The organism is Pantoea sp. EKM101V, from assembly GCF_011800325.1.
GTDB lineage: Bacteria > Pseudomonadota > Gammaproteobacteria > Enterobacterales > Enterobacteriaceae > Pantoea > Pantoea anthophila.
This window is the reverse complement of sequence record NZ_JAALFP010000004.1, coordinates 250,583-273,521: the sequence shown is the minus strand read 5'-3', so window position 1 is coordinate 273,521 and position 22,939 is coordinate 250,583. Positions and strand designations below refer to the sequence as shown.

Sequence of the window (22,939 nt, the reverse complement as noted above, 5' to 3'; positions counted from 1 at the left end):
GTTAACAGTGTTATCGCAATTAATCATTTCATGATCTCGAAATTATGTCCATTAAACGCAAAGTTGACATTGTAGAAAGGGTCATACTGATAGTACTGCGGATGTTTACTGTTCAGACGACTCAGTTCATTTTGCAAACGTCTTACTTTTTCAGCATCCATATGATCAAGACCGCGCGAAACAGATTCATGATGTATTAGCGTAACAGCCTGACACATAACGTTATAATAACCGTTTTCAACCAGACGCATACAAATATCAACATCGTTATAAGCGATCGGGAATGATTCATCAAAACCGTTTATCGACTCATATTTATCACGTGCAACCATCAGACATGCTCCTGTAACGGCGAGCCAGTTATATTCAATCTGATTGCGTAAGAAATAGCCGGGATGGTTTTTATCCTGTCCAATATAGGCGTGCACAGGGCCTGTCTGAAGATTGAGCACCCCGGTATGCTGAATTGTCTGCCCGTCAGCATAGACCAGTTTAGCGCCAACAGCACCCACGTGTTTCTGCTGAGCGTAGCCGCCCAGTCTGTTCAGCCAGTCGTCCTGCAGGACTTCAGTGTCATCATTGAGGAAAAGTAACAAACTCCCCTCAGCGTGCGCAACACCAATATTATTGAGCTCGGAAAAATTGAAGGGCTGGTCGTGTCGTATTACAGAGACAGCACTTTCGAGCTTGAGCTTATCGAGATACGCAAGCGTTTCGGATTTCTGAGATCCGTTATCAACCACGATTATTTCATAATGAACCCAACTGGTCTTGGTGCGAATTGAATCAATGCAGCGCGCGAGCACGTCATGATTGTCCCGCGTAGGAATGATGATCGATATTAAGGTCTCTGGACGGAGATCATAATTCACGCGGAAATAACCATGATAGCCAGGCAGCTCCTCAACAACACCTTCGATACCACGACGCTTCAGCGCATCTTCACGTACCGCTCTGGAAGCGGCTAAGACGTAAGGCTTGGCAGTAATATCCGACGCGACTGAGGCGGGGATAATACGCCAGTGATAAAGAATTTTGGGTATATGCGAAATTTTCTGAGTAATTTCACTCAGTCTGAGAATGAAGTCCCAGTCCTGACAACCATTAAATTCTGTCCGTAATCCTCCCAGCTGACGGGCAGTGCTCAGACGAACACATGCTGCGTGGCAGGTATACATAGTACCCATCATGGTATCTGGCGACCAGTTTGGTTTGAAGTGAGGCTGAGAATAGTTGCCTTCCGGGGTGAATTTATCCTCGTCACTGTAGATAAAATCAGGATCTTCTTCGTTGATGCATTTTACGAATTCAAACAGGCAATCCTGTGTTAACTCATCATCATGATCCAGGAAAACAATGTAATCACCGCTTGCATTCTCTATCGCAACGTTGGTCGCACCTGCAATCCCCTGATTTTTTTCCATATGAATGACTTTGATTCGGGGATCGGATAAAGCATCGAGAGCCGGTGCGGTCTCCTCGTCAGGACTGCAATCATTAGCCAGCACTAGTTCCCAGTTGTCATACCATTGATCTTCAACCGACTTAACCATCAACGCCAGTAAATCCAGCGGCGTGTTGTAGATAGGCACAATTATTGAGAAAAGCGGTTTGACCTCGAACTCATTGAGAATATCTTCAAAATAATTCGGCTTCCTGGCCGGAATATAAACGTACTCATCCGGACGATCAGAGAACGAGTAGGTTCCATTATTACTGTGCGAGAGAAAAACTGGCTTGTGACCGTTGCCATTATTGATAATCGTCTGTTCATATAAAGCCTGATTGAAAGCAGGATGATGCCGGAACCAGGCAGGCCTTACTTTCATGGCAATTTTTAATGCTTTTTCTTTATATCGCTCAGGTAATTGCAGATAGACGTTGCGCGATACTTCTCTCACGCGCTTTTTCAAACCGCTGTTGTTAGCCTTCGCCTGTGCAATGGCCTTACCTGATTTTACTTTTATTCTCTGCCCCAGATAAAAGAGCCTGAAGAAGTTTCTCTTAATTGGTTGTCTTATCTGCAATGGAACCCGGCGGCCTGCAACACGTAATGGGGCGGAAATTTTCCAGCTTGCAGAGTTCAGAATGGTTTCGACATCATGACGATATTTGTTCAGAAGATGGCTCTGATGTTCATGAAGTGCATGAAGCTGATTTAATTCATCCTGCAATCTGATGGCGCGATCACTTTCATTCTTAAGCGATTCTTCAAGATTAACAATACGCAGCTGGTATTGATCTTTGAGGTTTTTTTCGTGGCTTATTAGTGAATTGAGACCGTTCAGGTCAGTCCAGTATTCAGCACGAACGGCAAGCGAGAATCCTTTAAGCGTGCTGTAAATATCTTCAGCATTCTTATGCTGAATTTTCGCCAGAAAAGCTGACTCCTGCTTCAGATATTTTCGTGAGTCAGCCCCTGAGCATGAAAAGCCCATAGCATTCAACACTGCCGTGGTTAGTTCAGCGATGTTATTACTAATACAGTTTCGGCTATTACCAGCAGAGGTCACCCGTAGCAGGGAGTGATAAATACCGCGATATGCGATATAACCCAGCGTGATGGCGTCGGACGCGTGCCACTCCTGGTCAAAGAAGACAAACTCACCGTTGTCTTTTCTGATCACATTAAAGGGTAAGGCATCCAGATAAGAATCGGGCAGGACAATATCTTTATCTGTCACTAACGGCACCTGCGCTCTGAGCTGTAGCTGATCAAGCCACCCTTTTGCCCATGCCGCCAGTTCTTCGACACGCCAGTGAGGACGATTGATAATACGTAAAAGATCGGTCCAGAGAGATTGGCCATAAATGAACCTTTCCATATCCGCAGACTCAACATCGTTGTCCTGACTGGATCCTGAAAATACAGATAAGCCCTCATCTGTCTGTATGAATTCTACACTCTTTTTCTTATCTGTATTACGCTCATCTGAATAGTAAATAGCAGCCACGTTTTCATGAAGAGCATCCTGCTTAACCGCACTTGTGACCATCAAAAAGGAACTTGAGAGATCAGCAGCAATTTCATTGTTCCAGATGTTTTTGATGCCCTGCTCAATTGAGAACAGATGCTGTGGTACAAGTTGCTTTTCTTTGTGTGCACTTTCCATGGCTAACTGGCTTAACGCTCTGGAATGCTTCTGCCAGCCCAGCGGGGTGACCACTGTGCAGGGCAGCTTATAATCCGGTAACGGAATATATTCCAGTGTGTCCTCGAAACCGGCTTTATCCAGTTCATTTAACAGCTCTTTACGACCAAACGTTACAACGCTCTTTTCGTCGTAACTGTTATTCAGCCCATACATTGGTAAATTCACATGGTCTTCACGTGCGCCCGAGAAATATTTGATGCCCAGTTTATTTTCAATGGCTACAAATAATTTACCCTCTTTCTTCAGACGTTTTTTGCACGCCTGCAAAAGCTTCTGTTCACCGTTTTCACCAACGAAGACCCGAGCGTATTCAAGCACCCCGATCAGTAAAACCGCATCGAAATCACCGAAATCCGGGAGCGTATCGGAAGGCGCACAAATGACAGTGACATTCGGAAGATCACGGCAGCGTGAGCGGGCAATCGTGGCGCGACGGAAACTTCCTTCAACAGAGACAACCTCTGCCGCATTCTCACCGAGGAACCGACTGATTGCACCACATCCACAACCGATTTCTAATATTCTTTTCCCCTTCATCCACTCCTGGAAGGGGCGTAACAGGTTCGAACGAACAGGGCTAAGATGATAGGTTGAAGGCCAGTCTACAATGAAGGGTTCTAATTCTTTTGAGTCAACGCTGACGTCTGATACTTCACTGATTGTTTTGTATATGTAGTTTTCAGTCTCTTCGCCGTCGCTATACGCAAAATCCTTCATGTCTGAAGGCGACCAAAGGGTCGTCTTTTCATTTTTCTGAAAACCAGCATCTGATAAAATTTTTTCTAAATTAGCCATTTTCAAGTTTTATTCTCGCGTTTAAATCGGCCAAACCGGTAAAAGTACCTACAGGTCCTACAGGCAAATGAATTGAGTCATAGCGACGATCATGAGGGATTATTTCGCCCTGCGTGTTGCTACTCGCGATGCCCACAGAAACAAAATAGTCGCCTTCAAAAAGAAGATTTGGCAGTGTTACCGATACGATAAAGGACTGATCGGGCTTTGCCTCTTCGACGATCGAAACGGCCTGCCACTCACTGTTGGTATTGTAGATGGTGACACCCTCTTTGGTTTTGATGGCAAAACCAAAAATAGGTCTGAAAATATAGTCATGACAAATGATTTTAAACAGAAATTGAATGGGCAGTTTAGGCTCAAAGATACCCGGAAATGCCTGACCATCCTGTTCAAAATGATAGTCATAAATTTCTGCCGCCTTATCTCCCCACCGATATTCTGAGGGATTGTAATGGGGCCGCTCATCGAACACGCTGTTCAGCCTGCGCTGGCTTTCTGTGTTACCCTCCGCCGCTGTTTCCAGATCAGTTTCCCGCTCCAGCCGCTCCTCTTCACCTTTAGCCGCCAGCGCAATTTGCTTATCCACATCGGCACGCGTGCTGTCATTATCGCGTTTTTTTCCGAATAAAATATCCAGATAGCGGTTTATCACTTCACGGGGTGCACCACACTCCTGCGTAATCCCCCCATCAAGCAGTAATGCCCGATCACAATGCGTTACGATCTGCTCGGTTGCATGGGAAACAAAGAGAATGGAGGTGCCATTTTGTTTGAGCTTTTTCAACCGGGCAAAACATTTAGCCTGGAACTTTGCATCTCCCACGGCAAGAGCTTCGTCCACGATCAACACTTCTGGTTCGATCTGAGCCTGAACAGCAAAAGCCAGTCGGACGAGCATGCCGCTTGAATATGAGCGGACAGGAGAATGGATGAAGTGGCCGATGTCAGCGAACGAAAGAATGTCATCAAGTCGTGATTCAGTTTCTTCACGAGTCAATCCCATCAGGGATGCGTTGAGGTAAACGTTTTCGAGTCCGCTGAAGTCGTTGTTAAATCCTGCACCCAACTCCAGCAGTGCGGCCACGCGCCCGTTAACGGTGACATTACCGGATGTGGGCGTTAATGTTCCGGCGATAATCTGCAATAACGTAGATTTGCCCGAACCATTTCGCCCGACGATACCCATTGTTTCACCCTTGGGTAAAACAAAAGAAACATCCTTTAAAGCCCAAAAATCTTCATGATAAGCCCGGCTTTCGCGTCCTACTACCCGGTCTACTTTTGGCACAATAAACTGTTTTAATCGTCGTACTGGATTTTCATACACCTGAAAACATTTACTTACGCCATCTATAATAATCGCATTTTCATTAAAGGACATCAGCAAAACCTTTTCGCGTTTTTTGGAACCAGGCGTAACACAGCCACATGATCAAAAGTGAGATAAGTGTGTAGATTGCCATACCAGAAAAATCAGGTAATTTGCCCCATATAAGCACCGCCCGGGCCTGCTCAATGATGAACGTTAACGGATTGAGCATTATCAGCGGACGCAGATTTTCGGGGAGTGAAGATATCGGATAGAATACCGGCGACAAAAACATCATCACGGTCATAATTATGGTAATTGTCTGTCCCACATCGCGCAGATAGACGCCTAAAGAGGATAGGAACCAGGTTAGCCCTAAAGTCAGCAGAGCCAATGGCAAAATAACAACGGGTATAAAAACGATAGTCCAATGGATATAACCATTGAAAATGAAGAAAGCGGTGATTAAAACGAGCAAACTGATAAAGCTATGGAAAAGAACGCTCAAAAAACTCACAACCGGCAGTATTTCTAAAGGAAATACCACTTTTTTGACATAGTTTACGTTGCCGAGTATCAGTGAAGGAGCACGACTAAGCGTTTCGGCAAAAAGACCATGTATAATCAGGCCGACAAACAGAATCACGGCAAAATCAGTCTTTGATTCATTCAGCGCGCCAGCGGTTCCCCACCGGGCTTTAAAAACCACTGAAAAAACGAAGGTGTAAACCATGAGCATAAAGATTGGGTTAATAAAAGACCACAAAATGCCCATTGTCGAACCGCGATAACGACCGACAACCTCTCGTTTGGTCATTTGAAAAATGAGATTTCGGTTTGCCCATGTCTGACGAATCAGAGAAAAGAGTGAGGTAGATCTCGAACTATGCGGATTCATTAGTAATCTCTTAAAAGCTTGAGCTGGAGTTTTTACTGCTGTTACGAACTAATTTTGACTTCAAACGCTTATAGTCCCGGCAATACTGATTGCCAGACACACGATGATTAATATTTTCTCGTGTTTTAAAAGGCATCCGGGCCTGTCGGTTAAATTCTGGTGTAAACTGAGCTTTCTTCTCAATCTTTATTGATACAATCTGTGTTGGAATTTCAGCGACACTGCGCCTTAAAACAAGTAAAGGATGGCCATTTTTATTGGCTCATCCTTAACTTTAACAAATCAAAATAATCACTTCAGTTCGGACAGGAGTAATCCGGCTTTATCTTTTTCAGATAAGATAGGATCTGAAACAGGCCAGTCAATGCCTAATTCAGGGTCATTCCATGACAGACAGCCTTCGCTTGAAGGATCATAATAGTTGGTACATTTATATTCAAAATCTGCAAAATCTGAAATTACGACGAAGCCATGTGCTAAGCCTGGCGGAACCCAGAATTGCGTCTTATTTTCTTCTGACAGATAGACGCCAACCCACTGTTTATAGGTTGGTGATTCAGGCCTGATGTCGACTGCGACATCAAAAACCTCCCCTCTTACAACACGAACCAGCTTGCCCTGAGGATTATTGCGCTGGAAGTGTAAACCTCTTAACACATTTTTTGCTGAGCGCGAATGGTTATCCTGAACAAATTCACCTTCAATGTTAAGCGCGCGCTTATATTTTTCACTCTGGAACGTTTCCAGGAAAAAACCACGTTCATCACCAAAGACTTTTGGCTCAATAATTTTTACATCAGCAATTTTAGTATCGATAATCTTCATTATAAACGCCCTTCCACCAGCGCCATCAGGTATTTGCCATATTCATTTTTAAGATAGGGCTTAGCCAGTTCCTGTAATTGCTCTTTATTAATGAAACCCATTCTGAAGGCAATTTCTTCCGGACAAGCGACTTTCAGCCCCTGACGTGATTCTATGGTCTGGATGAAATTATTCGCTTCCATCAGGCTCTGATGCGTGCCGGTATCCAGCCAGGCATGTCCGCGGCCCATAATGGATACAGAAAGCTTACCCTGCTCCATGTAGATGCGGTTGATGTCCGTTATCTCCAGTTCGCCGCGCGGTGATGGCTTGAGGTTTTTCGCCATCTCAACCACGCGGTTATCGTAAAAATAGAGTCCGGTTACGGCATAGTTACTGCGAGGATGCTCAGGTTTTTCTACCAGTGAAACAGCTTTACCTTCGCTGTCAAACTCGACAACACCATAGCGCTCAGGATCGGTCACGTGGTAGGCAAAGACCGTGGCCCCTTCGTCTTTCACAGACGCGGCTTCAAGCTGCTTGTAAAGGTCATGCCCGTAGAAAATATTATCGCCCAGAATAAGAGCGACAGAATCCTCACCAATAAACTCTTCACCAATAATGAAGGCCTGCGCCAGGCCATCCGGACTTGGCTGAACTTTATACTGAATCGAAATCCCCCACTGGGAACCATCACCTAACAGACTCTCAAAGCGTGGCGTATCCTGCGGCGTACTGATGATCAGAATATCGTTGATACCAGCCAGCATTAACGTGCTGAGTGGATAATAAATCATTGGCTTATCATAGACCGGAAGCAGTTGCTTACTCACTGCCATCGTCACCGGGTAGAGGCGTGTTCCTGAGCCACCAGCGAGAATAATACCTTTATTCTTTTTCACTATTTCACCTTAATTGACCAGGCCGCTTGTGCAGCCTGCGGCTATTAAATAAGAGTTTCAAGCAACATACGTTCGACGCCCACAGACCAGTCCGGCAGTGTCAGACCAAAAGCCTGCTGGAACTTTTCCGTGTTGAGTCTTGAGTTAGCCGGGCGTTTAGCCGGTGTCGGGAATGCACTGGTGGGTACCGCATTAATTGTCTGAACCTGAAGCTCAACACCCTGTGCTTTCGCAAACTCAATCACTTTAGTGGCATAGGCATGCCAGGTGGTCTCACCTGCTGCAATAAGATGGTAAATGCCAGTAACGCCACTGTTACCCAGCGCCACTCTGATTGCGTGAGCAGTGCTATCAGCGATGAGTTCTGCCCCGGTTGGCGCGCCATACTGATCGTTAATCACAGACAATGCATCGCGATCTTTTGCCAGCTTAAGCATGGTTTTAGCGAAGTTATTTCCCTTCGCGGCATAGACCCAGCTGGTGCGGAAGATGAGGTATTTAGTCATGTTACTGACGATGGCTTGCTCCCCTTCCAGCTTGGTCTGCCCATAGACATTCAGTGGCGCTGTTGCATCGTCTTCACGCCAGGGTTGAGAACCCGATCCATCAAACACATAGTCGGTTGAGTAATGAATCAACCACGCGCCAGTTTCTTCGGCCGCTCTGGCCAGCGCATCAATTGAGGTAGCATTGACCAGACGGGCTTTGTCCTCTTCTGACTCAGCCTTATCCACTGCGGTATAGGCAGTAGCATTGACGATAACGGCTGGTCTGATTCTGCGAACTGTCTCTGCAATCCCCTCAGGATTTTCAAAATCGCCACAGAAGTCAGTAGAGTGACGATCTACGACAATCAGATTACCCAGCGGTGCCAGCGCACGCTGTAACTCCCAGCCAACCTGACCGTTCTTACCAAAAAGCAGAATATCCATTAGCTACGTTTCTCGTAGTTTTGTTCGATCCAGTTCTGATAGGCACCACTCTTCACATGCTCAACCCATTGTGAATTATTCAGATACCATTCGACAGTTTTCTTCAGGCCTGTTTCAAAGGTCTCTTCCGGTTTCCAGCCCAAGTCTTTTTCAATTTTAGCAGCATCGATCGCGTAACGGCGATCGTGTCCCGGACGATCCTGAACGTAGGTAATCTGATCGCTATACGGGGTTGCTTTTGGACGCAACTCATCCAGCAATTCGCAAACCTTCAGCACTACATCGATGTTTTTCTTTTCGTTGTGGCCACCGATGTTGTAAGTAGTCCCGGTTTTTGCCTTTTTCACCACGGTATAGAGTGCGCGCGCGTGGTCTTCAACATAGAGCCAGTCACGGATCTGATCGCCTTTACCGTAGATTGGCAGTGGTTTGCCTTCTAGCGCATTGCTGATGATCAGCGGGATCAATTTTTCCGGGAAGTGATAAGGACCATAGTTGTTTGAGCAGTTAGTGACAATCACTGGCAACTTGTAGGTGCGACCCCATGCGCGAACCAGATGATCGCTGGCAGCTTTAGTCGAGGAGTAAGGGCTGCTCGGTGCATAAGGTGTCTCTTCGGTAAACAATGGCAGCTCACCATCCATTTCATCCGGATGCGGCAGATCACCATAAACTTCATCCGTCGAGATATGGTGGAAACGGAAGGCATTTTTACGTGCTTCAGGTAAGGCACTCCAGTAATGACGTGCCGCCTCTAACAGCGCATAGGTGCCTACCACGTTCGTCTGAACAAACTCTGCCGGTCCGGTAATCGAACGGTCTACATGGCTTTCGGCAGCCAGATGCATGATCGCATCCGGCTGAAACTCATTCAGCACGTCAGTGACAGCCTGTCCATCACAGATATCAACCTGTCTGAACGTGTAGCGGGAGCTGTCGCTGACGTCTTTTAATGACTCAAGATTGCCTGCATAGGTCAGTTTATCAACGTTTATAACTTCATCATTCGTATTGTTAATAACATGACGGACAACTGCCGAACCGATAAAACCTGCACCACCAGTGATAAGTATCTTCATAACGTGTTTATTCCTGACAAGCTATCTGAGGCATGGGTGCCTGTATAAATTGCAGACAATCATATGCGTCCAGAGCACGCTACCGCCCCTGGGTTACAGCTCCCACAATGCTGATTGTCTTCAGACGAATGACTATGCTGATACCGAGCACTCGCTTCACGATCAGCATTTCATTGATTGATATCACTTTATTAATGAAATTGTTTAAGTGGGTTTATCATTCAACAATCGCAAATTCTATCACTCAGGTATGGCTATTACGAATAAAATGCGTTTGTTTAACAGGTGTTAGTTCAACTTATGAGCGCTTGACTGACGCAGGGGATGGTTACTGATGTGCCAGGACGAGACAATCAGAATAGTGAGAAAGGGTCGATAAGATATTTCAATGTAAACATTAAAAAAGGCGAACCTCAGTTCGCCTTTTTTCAACTACCGGAACCCATCCGGGTTCTTACTCTGCCAGTTCCACGTATCGCGCATCATCTCATCGATGCCGCGCGTCACGCGCCAGTCGAGCTCACGGTTCGCCAGGGACGCATCCGCCCAGAAGGCAGGCAGGTCTCCGTCACGACGGGGTTTGATCTCAAACGGAATCGCTTTGCCGGAGGCCTGCTCAAACGCCTTGATCATCTCCAGAACCGAGAACCCTTTGCCGCCGCCGAGGTTAAAGGCGGTGTAACCCTCAACTTTGCTCAGATGGTCCAGCGCTTTCAGGTGTCCTTCAGCCAGGTCGACCACATGGATGTAGTCACGCAGGCAGGTGCCGTCTGGCGTATCGTAGTCTCCGCCAAACACACCCAGCTTCTCCAGACGACCAATCGCGACCTGTGCGATGTAAGGCAGCAGGTTATTCGGGATGCCGGTCGGGTCTTCGCCGATTTCGCCTGACTCATGCGCGCCAACCGGGTTGAAGTAGCGCAGCGCAATCGCCTTAAACTTCGGCTCTGCTTTGGCAAAGTCGCGCATGACGAACTCGATCATCAGCTTAGAAGTGCCGTAAGGACTGGTGGTGCCGCCAATCGGGGTTGTTTCCACATAGGGAACCGGTGCATCCGCGCCATAAACGGTGGCCGATGAACTGAAGATGAAGTTCCAGACGCCCGCGTTACGCATCTCTTCCAGCAGCACTACCGTACCCGCGACGTTGTTCTCGTAGTACTCCAGAGGCATACGCGTCGACTCTCCGACCGCTTTCAGCGCGGCGAAGTGGATGACGGCGGAAATGCTGTTTGAGGCAAACAGGTCGCGCAGGCAGGCGCGGTCACGGATGTCGCCTTCGACGAAGGTCGCTTTCTTCCCCGCCAGCTTTTCAACGCGGTTGATCGCTTCGCGTGAGGCATTGCAGAGGTTATCCAGCACCACTACATCATCACCGCGCTGCAGCAGCGCCAGTACGGTATGGGAACCGATATAGCCCGCCCCGCCCGTTACCAAAATAGCCATGTGCACTCCTTGTAAGCTGCCGCGCAGTGCGCGGCAAAATAATTACTGTTGTTTTGCCAGGATGTTCTGAATCGCTTCGCGGAAATCGCGGCCCTGGGCGTTGTTACGCAGTCCGTAAGAGACGAACGCCTGCATGTAACCCAGTTTACGACCGCAGTCGAAGCTGTGACCGGTCAGCAGTGAAACATCAACAGGTTTGTTTTTGCTCAGGCTGGCGATCGCATCGGTCAGCTGGATACGGCCCCAGGCACCCGGTTCAGTGCGCTCCAGTTCAGCCCAGATGTCCGCAGAGAGCACATAGCGTCCTACCGCAGCCAGGTCAGAGTTCAGCTCAGCCGGATGCTCTGGCTTCTCAACAAAGTTGGTGATACGGCTGATATCGCCTGGGTTATTGATCGGCTCTTCGGTGGTGATCACCGAGTACTCAGAGAGGTCGGAGGCAGGCATATGCTGTGCCAGAACCTGACTGTGGCCGGTCTCTTCAAAACGGGCAACCATTGCCGCGAGATTATAACGCAGGTGGTCAGCAGTGGAATCGTCCAGCAGCACGTCCGGCAGCACCACGACAAACGGATTATCACCGATCATCGGACGGGCGCAGAGAATCGAATGGCCCAGACCCAGCGGCTGTGCCTGACGCACGTTCATGATAGTTACGCCTGGCGGGCAGATAGACTGCACTTCGCTCAGCAGCTGACGCTTCACACGCGCTTCCAGCAGCGCTTCCAGTTCATAAGTGGTATCGAAGTGGTTCTCGACCGCATTTTTCGATGCATGCGTGACCAGCACGATCTCTTTAATACCTGCGGCAACACATTCGTCAACGATGTACTGGATCATCGGTTTGTCGACGACAGGCAGCATCTCTTTCGGAATGGCTTTAGTCGCAGGGAGCATATGCATACCGAGGCCCGCAACCGGGATTACTGCTTTAAGCTTGGTCATATTTATTCCGTTTAATAAAATGAAGATGTGGGTCGATTATGCAGGATCGGCCGGAAGAGCAAGTATAATCTTTATCTGAAAAGCGGACAGTAACTCTCTGTCATAACTTAGAAATTCGGCATTTTGCCCATTGCAGGCGATACCATAAACTGAGTAAAGACAATCAGTAATCGCAGATTGTCACTGTGATCTGCAGCACTGTTCGTTGCATGGCTGAGACCAGCCATAAATGAAAACGGGCGACCCTGAGGTCACCCGTTGATATCGCTGCGTGATGATTACAGCCAGCCTTCAAACCACTCCGGCATGATGAACAGATTGAAGTGGTTCACCAGCACCATCAGGCCGACAAAGACCACCGACACCGCCACCCACTGCCGGGCATAGGGCATAAAGCGAATGCCAATCACCGGCTTGATAAAGAACGGGTGGGCCAGCGCCGAGATCAGGATCTGCGAGATGGAGAGCGTCAGCGCCACATAGAGCACGTTAGGCCAGATAAAGGTGGTCGCCAGCACGCTCAGCACCACGATACTCGCCACGATGTTCCAGTAGAACTCGACGTTGGTGCGTCCGTTAGCCTGCGAAATGGCACCGGTCAGTCCCCCCATCGGCCGCAGCATACCGAACAGCAGCATCAGCGGGATCAGATGATAAACCTGCTCGTGAGATGCGCCATAAAGTATACGGACGATCACCGGCGAGAAGATGCCAATGACCAGATACATCGCGCTGCTGAACAGCATGATCCCCAGCGTGCCCTTGAGGAACAGCTTTTTCAGCTGCTCGGCATCGTGCTGCTTCTCAGCAAAGCGCGGCAGAGCCAGACGGTTGATGACCGGCGTCACCAGTTTCAGCGGTTGCAGCACCAGCTCTTTCGCCAGCGAGTAGACACCCAGCATCTCTGCGCCCATCACCTTACCGACCACCAGCGCATCCGCCTGGGTGCGCAGCTGGTTAATGGTCTGGGAGCCAAGCTGGTAGCTGCCGTAGCGAATCGCCCCGAAGAACGTCGCTTTGTCGAACTCCCAGGTCGGGCGCCATGACTTCTCACCCAGTGCAATCATGCAGAGGATACGGGTAAAGGCGTTGATGAACAGGCCGAGAATCGCTGCCGCTACGGTCAGTGAGGTGAACTCCAGCATTGCCACCACACAGAGGAAGGCAAACAGCTTGGTGCCCATCTCAATCTTCGCCAGCGACACCATCCGCCTGGTCTTGATGTAGTGCGCCTGATACTGCGACAGGTGTCCCAGCACGAGGAAGTTGAGACTGGTCAGCATGATCAGCCCCGTCAGCTCCGGCAGGTGATAGAACCAGGCCACCGGGAAAGCGATCAGCAGCATGATCAGGCCGGTGCAGAGACTGAGTGATACATTAACCCAGTAGATGGTGCTCTGCTCACGGCGGGTGATGTTCTGGCGATGCACCAGATAACTGCTCATCCCCATATCCTGCAGGACACCCGCCACCGCCAGAATGGCGTTGATGATGGCCAGCAGTCCCAGCTCGTGGGTTTCCAGTTTGCGGGCGAGAAAGCTCAGCTGTGCAACCTGCAGCACCGCAGAAAAACAGGTGCTGCCAAACAGCCAAATCGCCTGTGACTTAAATCCACTCACACCAGTCGCTCCAGAATCTGTGCCAGTTCGCCATAAGCGATATGCTGATTGAACTCCGTCTCAACTTTATGCCGCGCAGCAGCGACCACCGGGGCCACATCCACTTCGCCCTCAGAGAGCTTAAGCAGCGTCTCTGCCAGCGCCTCGGGATCGTCCTCTTCCACCAGCCAGCCGGAGACGTTGTTCTCAATCAGTTCGGGAATACCGCTGTGGAAGGTGGAGACCACCGGCAGGCCGACCGCCATCGCCTCCATCAGCGCAACCGGAATCCCCTCCATGTCGCCATCGGCGGCAGTTTTGGAGGGCAGCAGGAAGATGTCCGCTTCGCTCAGCGCGCGACGGATCTCCTCCTGCGGTTTGAAGCCCGGCATACTGACGCAATCTTCCATCCCCTCGCGGGCGATGAAATCACGCATCATCTCATCCTGATCGCCATTGCCGATGATGGTGTACTGGAACTGACCGCCCCGCTGCTTCAGGATGGCGCTGGCTTTCACCGCCACATCCAGCCCTTTCTTCTCGGTGAGGCGCGCCACCGAGACGATACGCAGCGGCTTGTGAAATGCCTGACGCGGCTGGAAGTTAAACTTCTCTGGCTCAATCCCCATGCGTGTCACATGAATTTTTTCCGGCGGGCAGCCCATCTCAATCAGCTTGTTTTCCCACAGGTGGCTGATTGGCAGCATCAGTTCGCTCTGGCGGAACAGGTTGACGTAGTCGAGCTTGTGCTCTTCCAAAATGTGACGACGGGAAATATCGGCGCCGTGAAACACGGTCGCCTGCTTGCCCTTCAGTACGCCCAGCTCACGCAGCTTGTTCGCCAGCGCACCGGCATAGCCGAAATGCACCAGGAAAACATCCGCGGTGAAGGTCTGCTTCGCGTTGGCCACGATCGACGGCAGCAGCAGCTTGCTGGACTGCGCGCCGTAACGACGCATGTTCAGCGAACGCAGCAGCGACGGTTTGGTCACGTTCGGCAGCACCAGCCTGATGCGCTGGTTGAGCTTATCGACAATTGAGATCTTCTCTTCCGGCAGCAGATAATGCGTCTTCGCCGCCAGACCATATTCATCAAACGCGGCGTGCCGGTTCACTAAATCGCCGGGAAAGACTGAAATAATCTCCACCTCGTAACCGGCATCAATAAAATGGGTTACCTGATTCAGAACGAATGTCTCAGAGGCAACCGGGAAACGCATGGTGAAAAAAGTCAGTTTCATCACATTACCCTAATACTTTGAGAATCTCTTCAGTGATCCGGTTGCCAATTTCCCTTTCATTCGCAACGGCCGTATTGACCTTCAGCTTAATGTTGTCGTAGTCGGCAAGCACACTCTTCACCTTGTCGATCAGCGAGCCATCCATCAGGCTTTTCACATCGGTTGCCATCTGCGGCAGACCCAGCTGGTTCATCACACCCATCGACTTGTGCTCATAGTTGATCGCCACGGCCGGGGTGCCAAAGTTCATGGAGATAATCGCCGAGTGCAGGCGGGTACCAATGGTCAGATGGCAGTGGCTCAGCAGGATGCCCAGCTCCAGGTCATTAAACTCATCCATGATGACATGGTAATGCTCAGGCTGCTCCACGTGATCGCGCAGGGTCAGCGCCACCATGCGGTCATCTTTGGCATAGCTGTCGATGCCGGTACAGGTGGAGAACGCCACGACCTGGTAACCTTCTGCGATCATCGCATTGATCACCCGACCAAAGGCTGCTTCATACTCTTTCTGTGTGACGCCCAAACGTTTATCAAACGGCGCCAGTTCGCGCACGGTGATGGCGATGGTTTTACGGCTGCTGATAATCCCCTGCCAGTGAAGCAGGTTATGGCTCGGATTTTCCACTTCACGCGCGCGCACCAGGAAAGCGGTGTCGACGCCGGCCGCGACTTTCGAGCTGGTCACGCCATCACGTTTCATCAGATCGAGGCTGACCGACTCACGCAGAACCAGGCTGTTAACGCGGTCAAAAACAAAGTTCGCCAGCGCATTGACGCGCGGGTTCTGGAACGGGCCCACCGAGTGACCAATCAGGTAAATAGGCTTTTTCGCCATCAGCGCACAAAGCGCGTGGTCAAACTGGGTGACGCCATAGAGATCGACGAAGAATGACCCGCCAACCTGAATAATGGCGTCATATTTCGCCAGGCTTTCGGTAAAGGCTTTGAGGTGCGGTGGCACGGCAAACGACTTAAAGACGCCGCCCTTGCCCAGGTGCGCCATCATGATGTCGGGCATCAGACGGTTCGCGACTTTACGCTTAAACGAACCGACCAGACCTTTTCCTGACTTGCTGTTGTGCAGAAACAGCGCATCCTGCTGAATATCCTGCTGGAGCAGATAACCGGAGCTGGTTGGATAACGGCTAATCACATCAATGTCTAAATCACTGCGTGCAGACTTCATTGAATCAATCAGTCCACGAAGAATCGCGCCATCCCCACGATTCCCACACGTATGGTTACCCACCAATAAAATTTTCATAACAACTCCGAATAAATTTTTTTAATTCTGTAAGCCGCCCGGATCCGTCATGGGCAAAATGAGCTCTGTTCAAAATAATGCTTACGGGATAACGCACCCAAAGGTACCGCTCCTGTTAAAACCGGCCGCCTCCGTTGTGGCGGCCGTCATGCAAGGGTTATGACTTAATGGCAAAGTAAGGCAGGGCAACCTGTTTCCCGTTGATGACCACGGAAACAAAGCCTTCCGGCTTGCTGGTATCGACCTGATCGGCAGAGAGCGGACGCGACGCCATCAGCAGATCGCCCTGCTCGTTGGCCCCGACACCCGCTTTGCCGTTGTGCAGACTGAAGCGCTGCGGCGCGCGTTTGGTCTTATCGCCCGCCGGCGGATTGCCTGGCTCCATCCGCGCGTTAACGCGCGCGCAGCGACCGGTAACAAAGCGATCCTTGCCGGTGGTTTTCACCAGCACGGCGGCCGATGGCGTCCAGCCCGCCAGTTTGACGAAGAGGCGAACGTCGGTGTCATGTTCAGCGACATAGCGCACATCGAGGACCGGGCTGCTGCCTTCGGCTGACCAGCTCGCTTCAGAGAGGTCTTTCTTGCGCTGCACGTGGATCACGGCGCGGCCACCGGTGGTTTTGTCGCTGATCAGGTTCATCAGGGGCTTGTCGCCGCTGCCGTTGCTGAACTGCGCCTGACCAAAGATTTCGATCTCCCAGGAGTCGCCCACCGTGGGTGAGTAGAGGCTGCCGAGATCAAACCAGGTCTCCTGGTTGGTGTTGTTCTCCAGACGCCAGCGCGAGGTGATGTAGTTGTACTTCAGGCTGCCATCCAGCGCGACGCCGTAAGATTCAACGCGGGTCGACCCCATCTCCCAGATGCTGAGCAGACGATCGCCCTGCATCGAGTTATCGATCCAGCTGCCCGACTGCAGGCTGGTCTGGCGCATATTCAGACGCGTGTTATGGGCGATCAGCGGGTTCTTACAATCCTCCAGGCTCAGCGCATCAACGATCCACTGACCGTTGGAGAGATCGCCCGGGTTGTCACAGTGCTCAATCCAGCCGTTGTGGATAATCGACTGACCGCAGCGCGGCAGGTTGAGGACTTTGCCCCCACGGCAGTACTGCGCGTTGAAGTTCGACAGCTCGATAGCGGTGCTGTGGTCCCATTTGCCCTGCTTCTGTCCTGACCAGCCCGATTTGATGACGTCGCCGCTGCAGCGGGAGGCATACCACTGGTCGATTTTACAATCGAGGGTATCCTGCAGGCTGATGGCGGTACCGCCGACGGCGTTAAAGCGCAGGCAGGCACCCCGGAAATATTGTCCGCCCGGACAGATGTTATGGAAAAAGCCTTGCTGGTTCGGACTCTTATCGCTGTTGCCGTTAAAGATCAGGTTGGAAAGCTCAACCCGGCGGGCATTCATCTGGAAGACGAACTCTGACTTACCATCGGAAACGAGGGTGGTCGCCGGGAAGTAACCAAAGTTGACCATCGCACCGGACATGCGGAAGAAGTTGAGATACTTGTCGCCCAGGTTGCAGGCGGAGACCATAAAGGTCCCGGCCGGGAACTGAACGCAGATCTGCTGGTTCGCCTGCTGCGACCACTGGAACATCGCCATAATGGCGGGTGCCGTATCGGTTTTCCCATCGGCGATGGCACCGAAATCAAACAGCGTCAGGCGGTTGAAATCGTCTACCACACGACGCCAGTGAAAGCCGTCACCGGCAAAGTTGACGCCGCCATCATTCTGCGCGGGCTGGAAGCTGCCGACGAACTCGCCGCCGCCCACTTCCCGTCCCTCGTGCCAGCTTTTGAGTTTGATCTTGGCCCCTTCAAACAGCGGACGGGTCTTGCGTAACTCCGCCACGGACGGGATCTCGCCAATCAGCTGATAACCCGCTGGCTGTGACAGGCGCTGACTGAAATCAGCGGCGCCCGGGCGACTGACATCCGCGATGTTAAACAGGGTCTGCCCGTTATTATCTTCTACCGTCATCGAATGCGAAGGATCGGCAATCAGCGCAGCATTATCCTGGATAAACTGCGCAAAGTTGCCCTTGTTCAACGCGATAGGCTGAGCAATCTCGGAGACCTTACCGCTGGCGTCACGCAGGAAGACCGGAATCTGGTTGCCAGGCTTGCTGGCATCCACACCGGCTTTACCAATCCAGAGCTTACCCTCAAAGCTCTGCCAGAACTGCGGTGGCATCGCGTAGACATTTTCCGGCGTCAGGATCGGCACGTCTCCTTTCGGCACGGCGGTGGCATCAACCGGTTTCAGGGCAATGCCGTTACTTTTAGCAGCGTAGCTGGAAAAGGTGCTCACGGAGAGAGCCCCCACCAGAGCGGAGGCGGCGGTCTGTAACACTTCTCTTCTTTTCATGCATCAATTCCCGTAGTCAATAAGGCCATTGGCCATGGCGGTGTCCCTGAGGCACGTCGCAAGTGAGCGTTTCCAGCTCCGGTTAAACCAATGACAGCCAGCTTTTTTTGATCTGATTACCGTCGAATTTCAGCGCGGTCTGTTTCGTTTTTTCGCTCATGGCATAGAGCAGCGCATCATCTGTCGCCAGCTGCTCCATTCGCGCCAGAAACGTGGCTTTGTCATTCATGGGCACCAAGAAACCATCTTCGCCGTGGTTGATGATCTCCTGAGGCCCGGTCGGGCAGTCGTAGGCGACGACCGGCAGTGACCAGGATTTCGCTTCCAGCAGCACCAGCGGCAATCCTTCATAGCGGGAGGTCATCAGCGCCATGTCGCTGTCGCGATAGTAGTCATTGATGTTGCTGACCTTGCCGACAAACTTCACACTGTCGGTGATCCCCAGCACTGCCGCCTGGTCGTGCAGCTGCTGACGCAGTTCACCGTCACCGGCAATCACCAGCGTCCAGTCCGGGTGTTTTCTGGCAAAGTCGCGCCAGATATCCAGCATCAGGTCAAACCCCTTCTGGTTATCCAGACGTCCGACGGCCAGCGCCTGACGGGAGCGGGTCTGGCGCTGATAGCCTTTGTAAACCACCGGATTGGGGATTTGCATGCTGGGAATGCGCCAGCGGCTGAACACCTGATGATCTTTGTCGGTCAGAACAATCACGCGGTCGTAGTAGCGCAGCAGCAGGAACTTGAGGAACTTAATCGGTTTGCTGAAGGAGTTAATGGCGATGTGTTCGCAGGCGTAGGCTTTGCCACGCTTCTTCTTCATCAGCAGCAGATTCCAGAAGGCGAACATCACGCTCAGGCGGCCCATGCTGATCAGGAAGACGGTGTCGAAACCCTCTTCATGGATTCGGGCAACCGCGCTTTTGATAGGGTTGCTCTGCCCTTCAAAGCTGACAATCTCTTTGACATGCTCAAACGGGTAGAAGGTTTTTCCGCTGCCTTCCAGCGAGTAGATGGTGACGTCATGCGTTTCGCCAAGACATTCTGACATAAAGTTACAGATGTTCTCGGTGCCCGCATAGGAGTAAGCATCTTTGATCACCAGGACAATTTTTTTCATGAAACGCTATCCACCTCAAATTTTAAAGACAATCCTGCCGACGGGCTTAACGATGCTTAAGGGTAAACAGCACACCATTCACCATATACCAGGCGTAATAGTAATAGATTTTTAAAGGATTGTTTTTATAGATAATTCTTAATAATTCGAGGTGCCACTGGGCCGCTTTATTCTTATTACGTGAAAGGGAATCCCCTAACTCGTAATAGTTGACCAGAATCGTCTGAATTACGCGTGCCTGCTTGTAGCGGGTGAACAATTCATAGAGAAACAGGAAATCTTCGTGCCCTTTGCGCTGGAAGAAGAGTCCCTGAGGCGGGCGGCGGAAGCAGACGGAAGAGAAGCAGACGCGATACTGCTTTTTCACGAAATTTTCCTGCTGCAGATAAGGTTTGCCGTAGGTGATGTCGTGCTCAGCCTTGCGGGTTTTGTAGTGATACTCGGTAATGACAAAATCATCACCGGCCTCAATGGCAGCCACCTGCTGAGTCAGCTTATCCGCATGCCATTCATCATCGCTGTCGAGGAAGGCGATGATCTCTTCCGTAGCCGCACGCAGCCCGACGTTGCGGGTCTCTGCTGCGCCCATGTTGACCGCGTTGTCCAGAATGGTGATGCGCGGGTCCTGGCAGTGCTCGCGCACAAACGCCAGCGAGTCGTCAGTGGATTTATCGTTGACCAGATAGAGGTGCCAGTCGGTATAGTGCTGGTTGATCACCGATTGCACGGCGCGTAATACCGTCTGACGGGCATTATACATAGGCATCACAATGCCAACGGTTCCAACAGAAGTCTTCATCTTCAACCCTGAATTAAATGAAAAGAGAGTGGCTCCTGATATCAGGAGCAGAGCGGGACGCGCCGCGCGTCAGGAGATCGCTTTCTCACCACCGAAACGTGCTCTGACCTTGTCTTTGACCCGGTTCATGAAATAGGCACGGTTATCTTTGTTGGTGAGGAAGAAGTAGCGGGCAAAGCTCAGGCTCGCCATCAGCGACTTGCCATCCATCTTGTAGCGCAGCGGCAGCTTAAAGGCTTTGTAAGTGTGGATATCACGCGGGGTCAGATGCGGCTTCATGGTATCAAGCCAGAACATCGAATATTTCACCGATTCGCCTTTGTGCTTGGAGCCAAATTTGGTGACCAGATGATAGTTCGCCAGCGGCGCGGCAATCATCACGAAGTCATAGCCCATGCGGTCGGCACGAATGCAGAAATCATAATCCTGATGGCGGATATAGCGGGTATCGAACTGAATTTTTGCCGCGTCTTCCCGCTTCAGCACGATGGTGCTGGTCTGGATAAAGCCGTAGCAGCCGAACAGATACTCGGCGACGGTTTCGTTTTTGCCTGGTGGCTGCATCGGCATTACTTTCAGGAACGATCCATCCTGATAGATATTGACCTGACTGAAGATGACAAATTTCTGTCTGCCCTGCCCCTCCAGCTGCGCGATTTTCTCGCTCACCTGCTGCAGTTTGTCAGCGGCCCACTCGTCATCGGCGTCCAGGAAGCTGACATAGTCGCCGGTGGCCAGCTCAATGCCTTTGTTGCGCGCACCGGCGCCGTTAAGTTTCACCTCAGAGAGCACCAGATTGATATCCAGCTCCTGATAGCGTTCGCTGCGAACAACGTCCGCCAGCGCGGCGGCATCCGCCGACTTATCATCAACGATGATGACCTCAAAATTGCGATACGTTTGAGCTTTAACGCAATCCAGCGTCGTGACAATCGATTCTGACGCGTTATAAGCCGGAATTACGATAGAGAAACGAATGTCCTTCATGGCCAGCACCTCATCAAAATAATTCAAAAATAAACAGTTCAGTCGACAACCGTCGAAGAAAAACCGGGGATCTGACAGGCGGCTGCCTCTCTGGAGAGTCCAGCCGCCCGGTAATCAGTGAATCAACCAAAACTCCCGCGCCACTTCATAGCCGGTCACCGCCTGCTTGGTTGAAATGGTGTTGTAGTAGAGGTAATAGAGCAGGAAGAACACCAGCATGCCAAACAGCGCGGGTTTCCATGACCGTCTGGCCTGATAAATCAGCGAGGTCAGGATGATCGGTTCAACCTGCTGCAGATAGTTAGACAGACGCGAACCGGATGGGAAGTTGTACAGGAAGATCCTGATCGCACCGCCGATGGCAAAACTTAAAATCAGCAGATAGTTAAGACGATACTGGGCGTAATTTTCGCGCTTCAGCTCATCGGTCAGCATGAAATAGAAAAACACAAACACCAGCATGATGTTTTTCAGGTTCGACACCGCCAGGATACTGCCACCCATCGCATAAGAGGGGTCATTGTTATAGCCCGACGCCCTCTCACCCAGCGATCCCAGATGTCCGGCAATCAGGGCAATAAAGCTGGAACCGCCCACGACGGAGAGCGGCAGGCTGGCCACGATGATGATCACCGGCCACCAGCGCCAGTCACGAATAAACAGGAACGGCACCAGCGTCACGACCATGATCCCGGTGTTGTGACTGGTGAATGACAGCACGAAGAAGGCAAACGCCCACCAGTAGCGCTTGAGATAGATCGACCACAGGACGCCAAGGAACAGCGCCGAGCTCAGGCCAAAGCGAATCTGGTTGATGTCTTTGTTGATAAAGATGTGCGCCGAATAGAGCATCAGCGCCAGCACCGGATAGGGTGACATCTTCCGGAAAAAGTAAGTGTTAATGAAAACGGCAATCGCACAGAAGACAAACAGAAAGATGCTGGCGTTGTGCGAAAACAGGCTGGTCAGCCAGGCGATCGCAAAAATCAGCGGTTCATAACGGAAAAAGGCGACGGTTTTAAAGAAGCCGTTAATCTCGATACGTCTGACAAAGTCTTCAAAGAAGCTCCGGTACTGGAAATCATCCATGCCGGTGCCGAGACCGCGAATCCCCCCGAAAACAATCAACAGTATGGCGGCCACACAGAGCAGCCAGGTCAGAATATGATTTGTGCGTTCGTCTTTTTTTAGCGCAATTTCAAACAGCGCAAGCAGCAGTAAAAAGCCTGATACATACCAATAGGGAGCCATGGTGTGATTCCTTAATTCCACAAGTTCTCATGCCAGC

At 50.9% G+C, this 22,939-nt stretch carries 17 protein-coding genes; all 17 read right to left on the bottom strand.

All coding sequences use genetic code 11. The features are described 5' to 3' along the window. Positions 1-23 precede the first annotated feature (23 nt). Complete coding sequence (locus HFD92_RS09105; RefSeq protein ID WP_111208240.1) at positions 24-3,950, bottom strand: glycosyltransferase; 3,927 nt, start codon at positions 3,948-3,950, stop codon at positions 24-26. Next, the gene (locus HFD92_RS09100) at positions 3,943-5,334 is read right to left on the bottom strand and encodes an ABC transporter ATP-binding protein (RefSeq protein WP_111208241.1); all 1,392 of its coding nucleotides are present in this window, start codon (positions 5,332-5,334) and stop codon (positions 3,943-3,945) included. Before HFD92_RS09100 ends, HFD92_RS09105 begins: the two co-directional genes overlap by 8 nt. Continuing rightward, positions 5,324-6,160: an ABC transporter permease gene (locus HFD92_RS09095; protein ID WP_111208242.1), complete on the bottom strand. Its 837-nt coding sequence runs from the start codon at positions 6,158-6,160 to the stop codon at positions 5,324-5,326. The genes HFD92_RS09100 and HFD92_RS09095 overlap by 11 nt, the downstream gene beginning before the upstream one ends. Before the next feature lie 291 nt (positions 6,161-6,451). Next, positions 6,452-6,985, bottom strand: coding sequence for a dTDP-4-dehydrorhamnose 3,5-epimerase (gene rfbC, locus HFD92_RS09090; protein WP_111208243.1), 534 nt, complete (start codon positions 6,983-6,985; stop codon positions 6,452-6,454). Further along, a complete protein-coding gene (gene rfbA / locus HFD92_RS09085; protein ID WP_111208244.1) occupies positions 6,985-7,866 on the bottom strand; it encodes a glucose-1-phosphate thymidylyltransferase RfbA in 882 nt (293 codons plus the stop codon). Before rfbA ends, rfbC begins: the two co-directional genes overlap by 1 nt. 44 nt (positions 7,867-7,910) lie before the next feature. After that, the gene (rfbD, locus tag HFD92_RS09080; protein WP_167428800.1) at positions 7,911-8,798 is read right to left on the bottom strand and encodes a dTDP-4-dehydrorhamnose reductase; all 888 of its coding nucleotides are present in this window, start codon (positions 8,796-8,798) and stop codon (positions 7,911-7,913) included. Next, on the bottom strand, positions 8,798-9,877 hold the full coding sequence (rfbB, locus tag HFD92_RS09075; protein WP_167428799.1) for a dTDP-glucose 4,6-dehydratase: 1,080 nt from the start codon (positions 9,875-9,877) through the stop codon (positions 8,798-8,800). The genes rfbD and rfbB overlap by 1 nt, the downstream gene beginning before the upstream one ends. Positions 9,878-10,309: 432 nt before the next feature. Next, positions 10,310-11,323: a UDP-glucose 4-epimerase GalE gene (galE, locus tag HFD92_RS09070; RefSeq protein WP_009089272.1), complete on the bottom strand. Its 1,014-nt coding sequence runs from the start codon at positions 11,321-11,323 to the stop codon at positions 10,310-10,312. Positions 11,324-11,365: 42 nt separating this feature from the next. Next, a complete protein-coding gene (gene galF / locus HFD92_RS09065; RefSeq protein ID WP_009089271.1) occupies positions 11,366-12,268 on the bottom strand; it encodes a UTP--glucose-1-phosphate uridylyltransferase GalF in 903 nt (300 codons plus the stop codon). Positions 12,269-12,546: 278 nt separating this feature from the next. Continuing rightward, the gene (locus HFD92_RS09060) at positions 12,547-13,887 is read right to left on the bottom strand and encodes a lipopolysaccharide biosynthesis protein (RefSeq protein WP_167428798.1); all 1,341 of its coding nucleotides are present in this window, start codon (positions 13,885-13,887) and stop codon (positions 12,547-12,549) included. Further along, the gene (locus HFD92_RS09055) at positions 13,884-15,107 is read right to left on the bottom strand and encodes a glycosyltransferase (protein ID WP_009089267.1); all 1,224 of its coding nucleotides are present in this window, start codon (positions 15,105-15,107) and stop codon (positions 13,884-13,886) included. Before HFD92_RS09055 ends, HFD92_RS09060 begins: the two co-directional genes overlap by 4 nt. A 4-nt stretch (positions 15,108-15,111) precedes the next feature. Beyond that, the gene (gene wcaK / locus HFD92_RS09050; protein WP_033736181.1) at positions 15,112-16,374 is read right to left on the bottom strand and encodes a colanic acid biosynthesis pyruvyl transferase WcaK; all 1,263 of its coding nucleotides are present in this window, start codon (positions 16,372-16,374) and stop codon (positions 15,112-15,114) included. Positions 16,375-16,531: 157 nt separating this feature from the next. Further along, positions 16,532-18,748: a phage tailspike protein gene (locus HFD92_RS09045; protein ID WP_009089264.1), complete on the bottom strand. Its 2,217-nt coding sequence runs from the start codon at positions 18,746-18,748 to the stop codon at positions 16,532-16,534. 82 nt (positions 18,749-18,830) lie between these two features. After that, the gene (locus tag HFD92_RS09040) at positions 18,831-19,865 is read right to left on the bottom strand and encodes a glycosyltransferase (protein WP_009089262.1); all 1,035 of its coding nucleotides are present in this window, start codon (positions 19,863-19,865) and stop codon (positions 18,831-18,833) included. A gap of 46 nt (positions 19,866-19,911) precedes the next feature. Then, positions 19,912-20,664, bottom strand: coding sequence for a glycosyltransferase family 2 protein (locus HFD92_RS09035; RefSeq protein ID WP_046102193.1), 753 nt, complete (start codon positions 20,662-20,664; stop codon positions 19,912-19,914). 69 nt (positions 20,665-20,733) lie between these two features. Beyond that, the gene (locus HFD92_RS09030; protein ID WP_009089259.1) at positions 20,734-21,651 is read right to left on the bottom strand and encodes a glycosyltransferase family 2 protein; all 918 of its coding nucleotides are present in this window, start codon (positions 21,649-21,651) and stop codon (positions 20,734-20,736) included. A 114-nt stretch (positions 21,652-21,765) separates the two neighbouring features. Then, the gene (locus tag HFD92_RS09025) at positions 21,766-22,902 is read right to left on the bottom strand and encodes an EpsG family protein (protein ID WP_009089257.1); all 1,137 of its coding nucleotides are present in this window, start codon (positions 22,900-22,902) and stop codon (positions 21,766-21,768) included. Between the last annotated feature and the right edge of the window lie 37 nt (positions 22,903-22,939).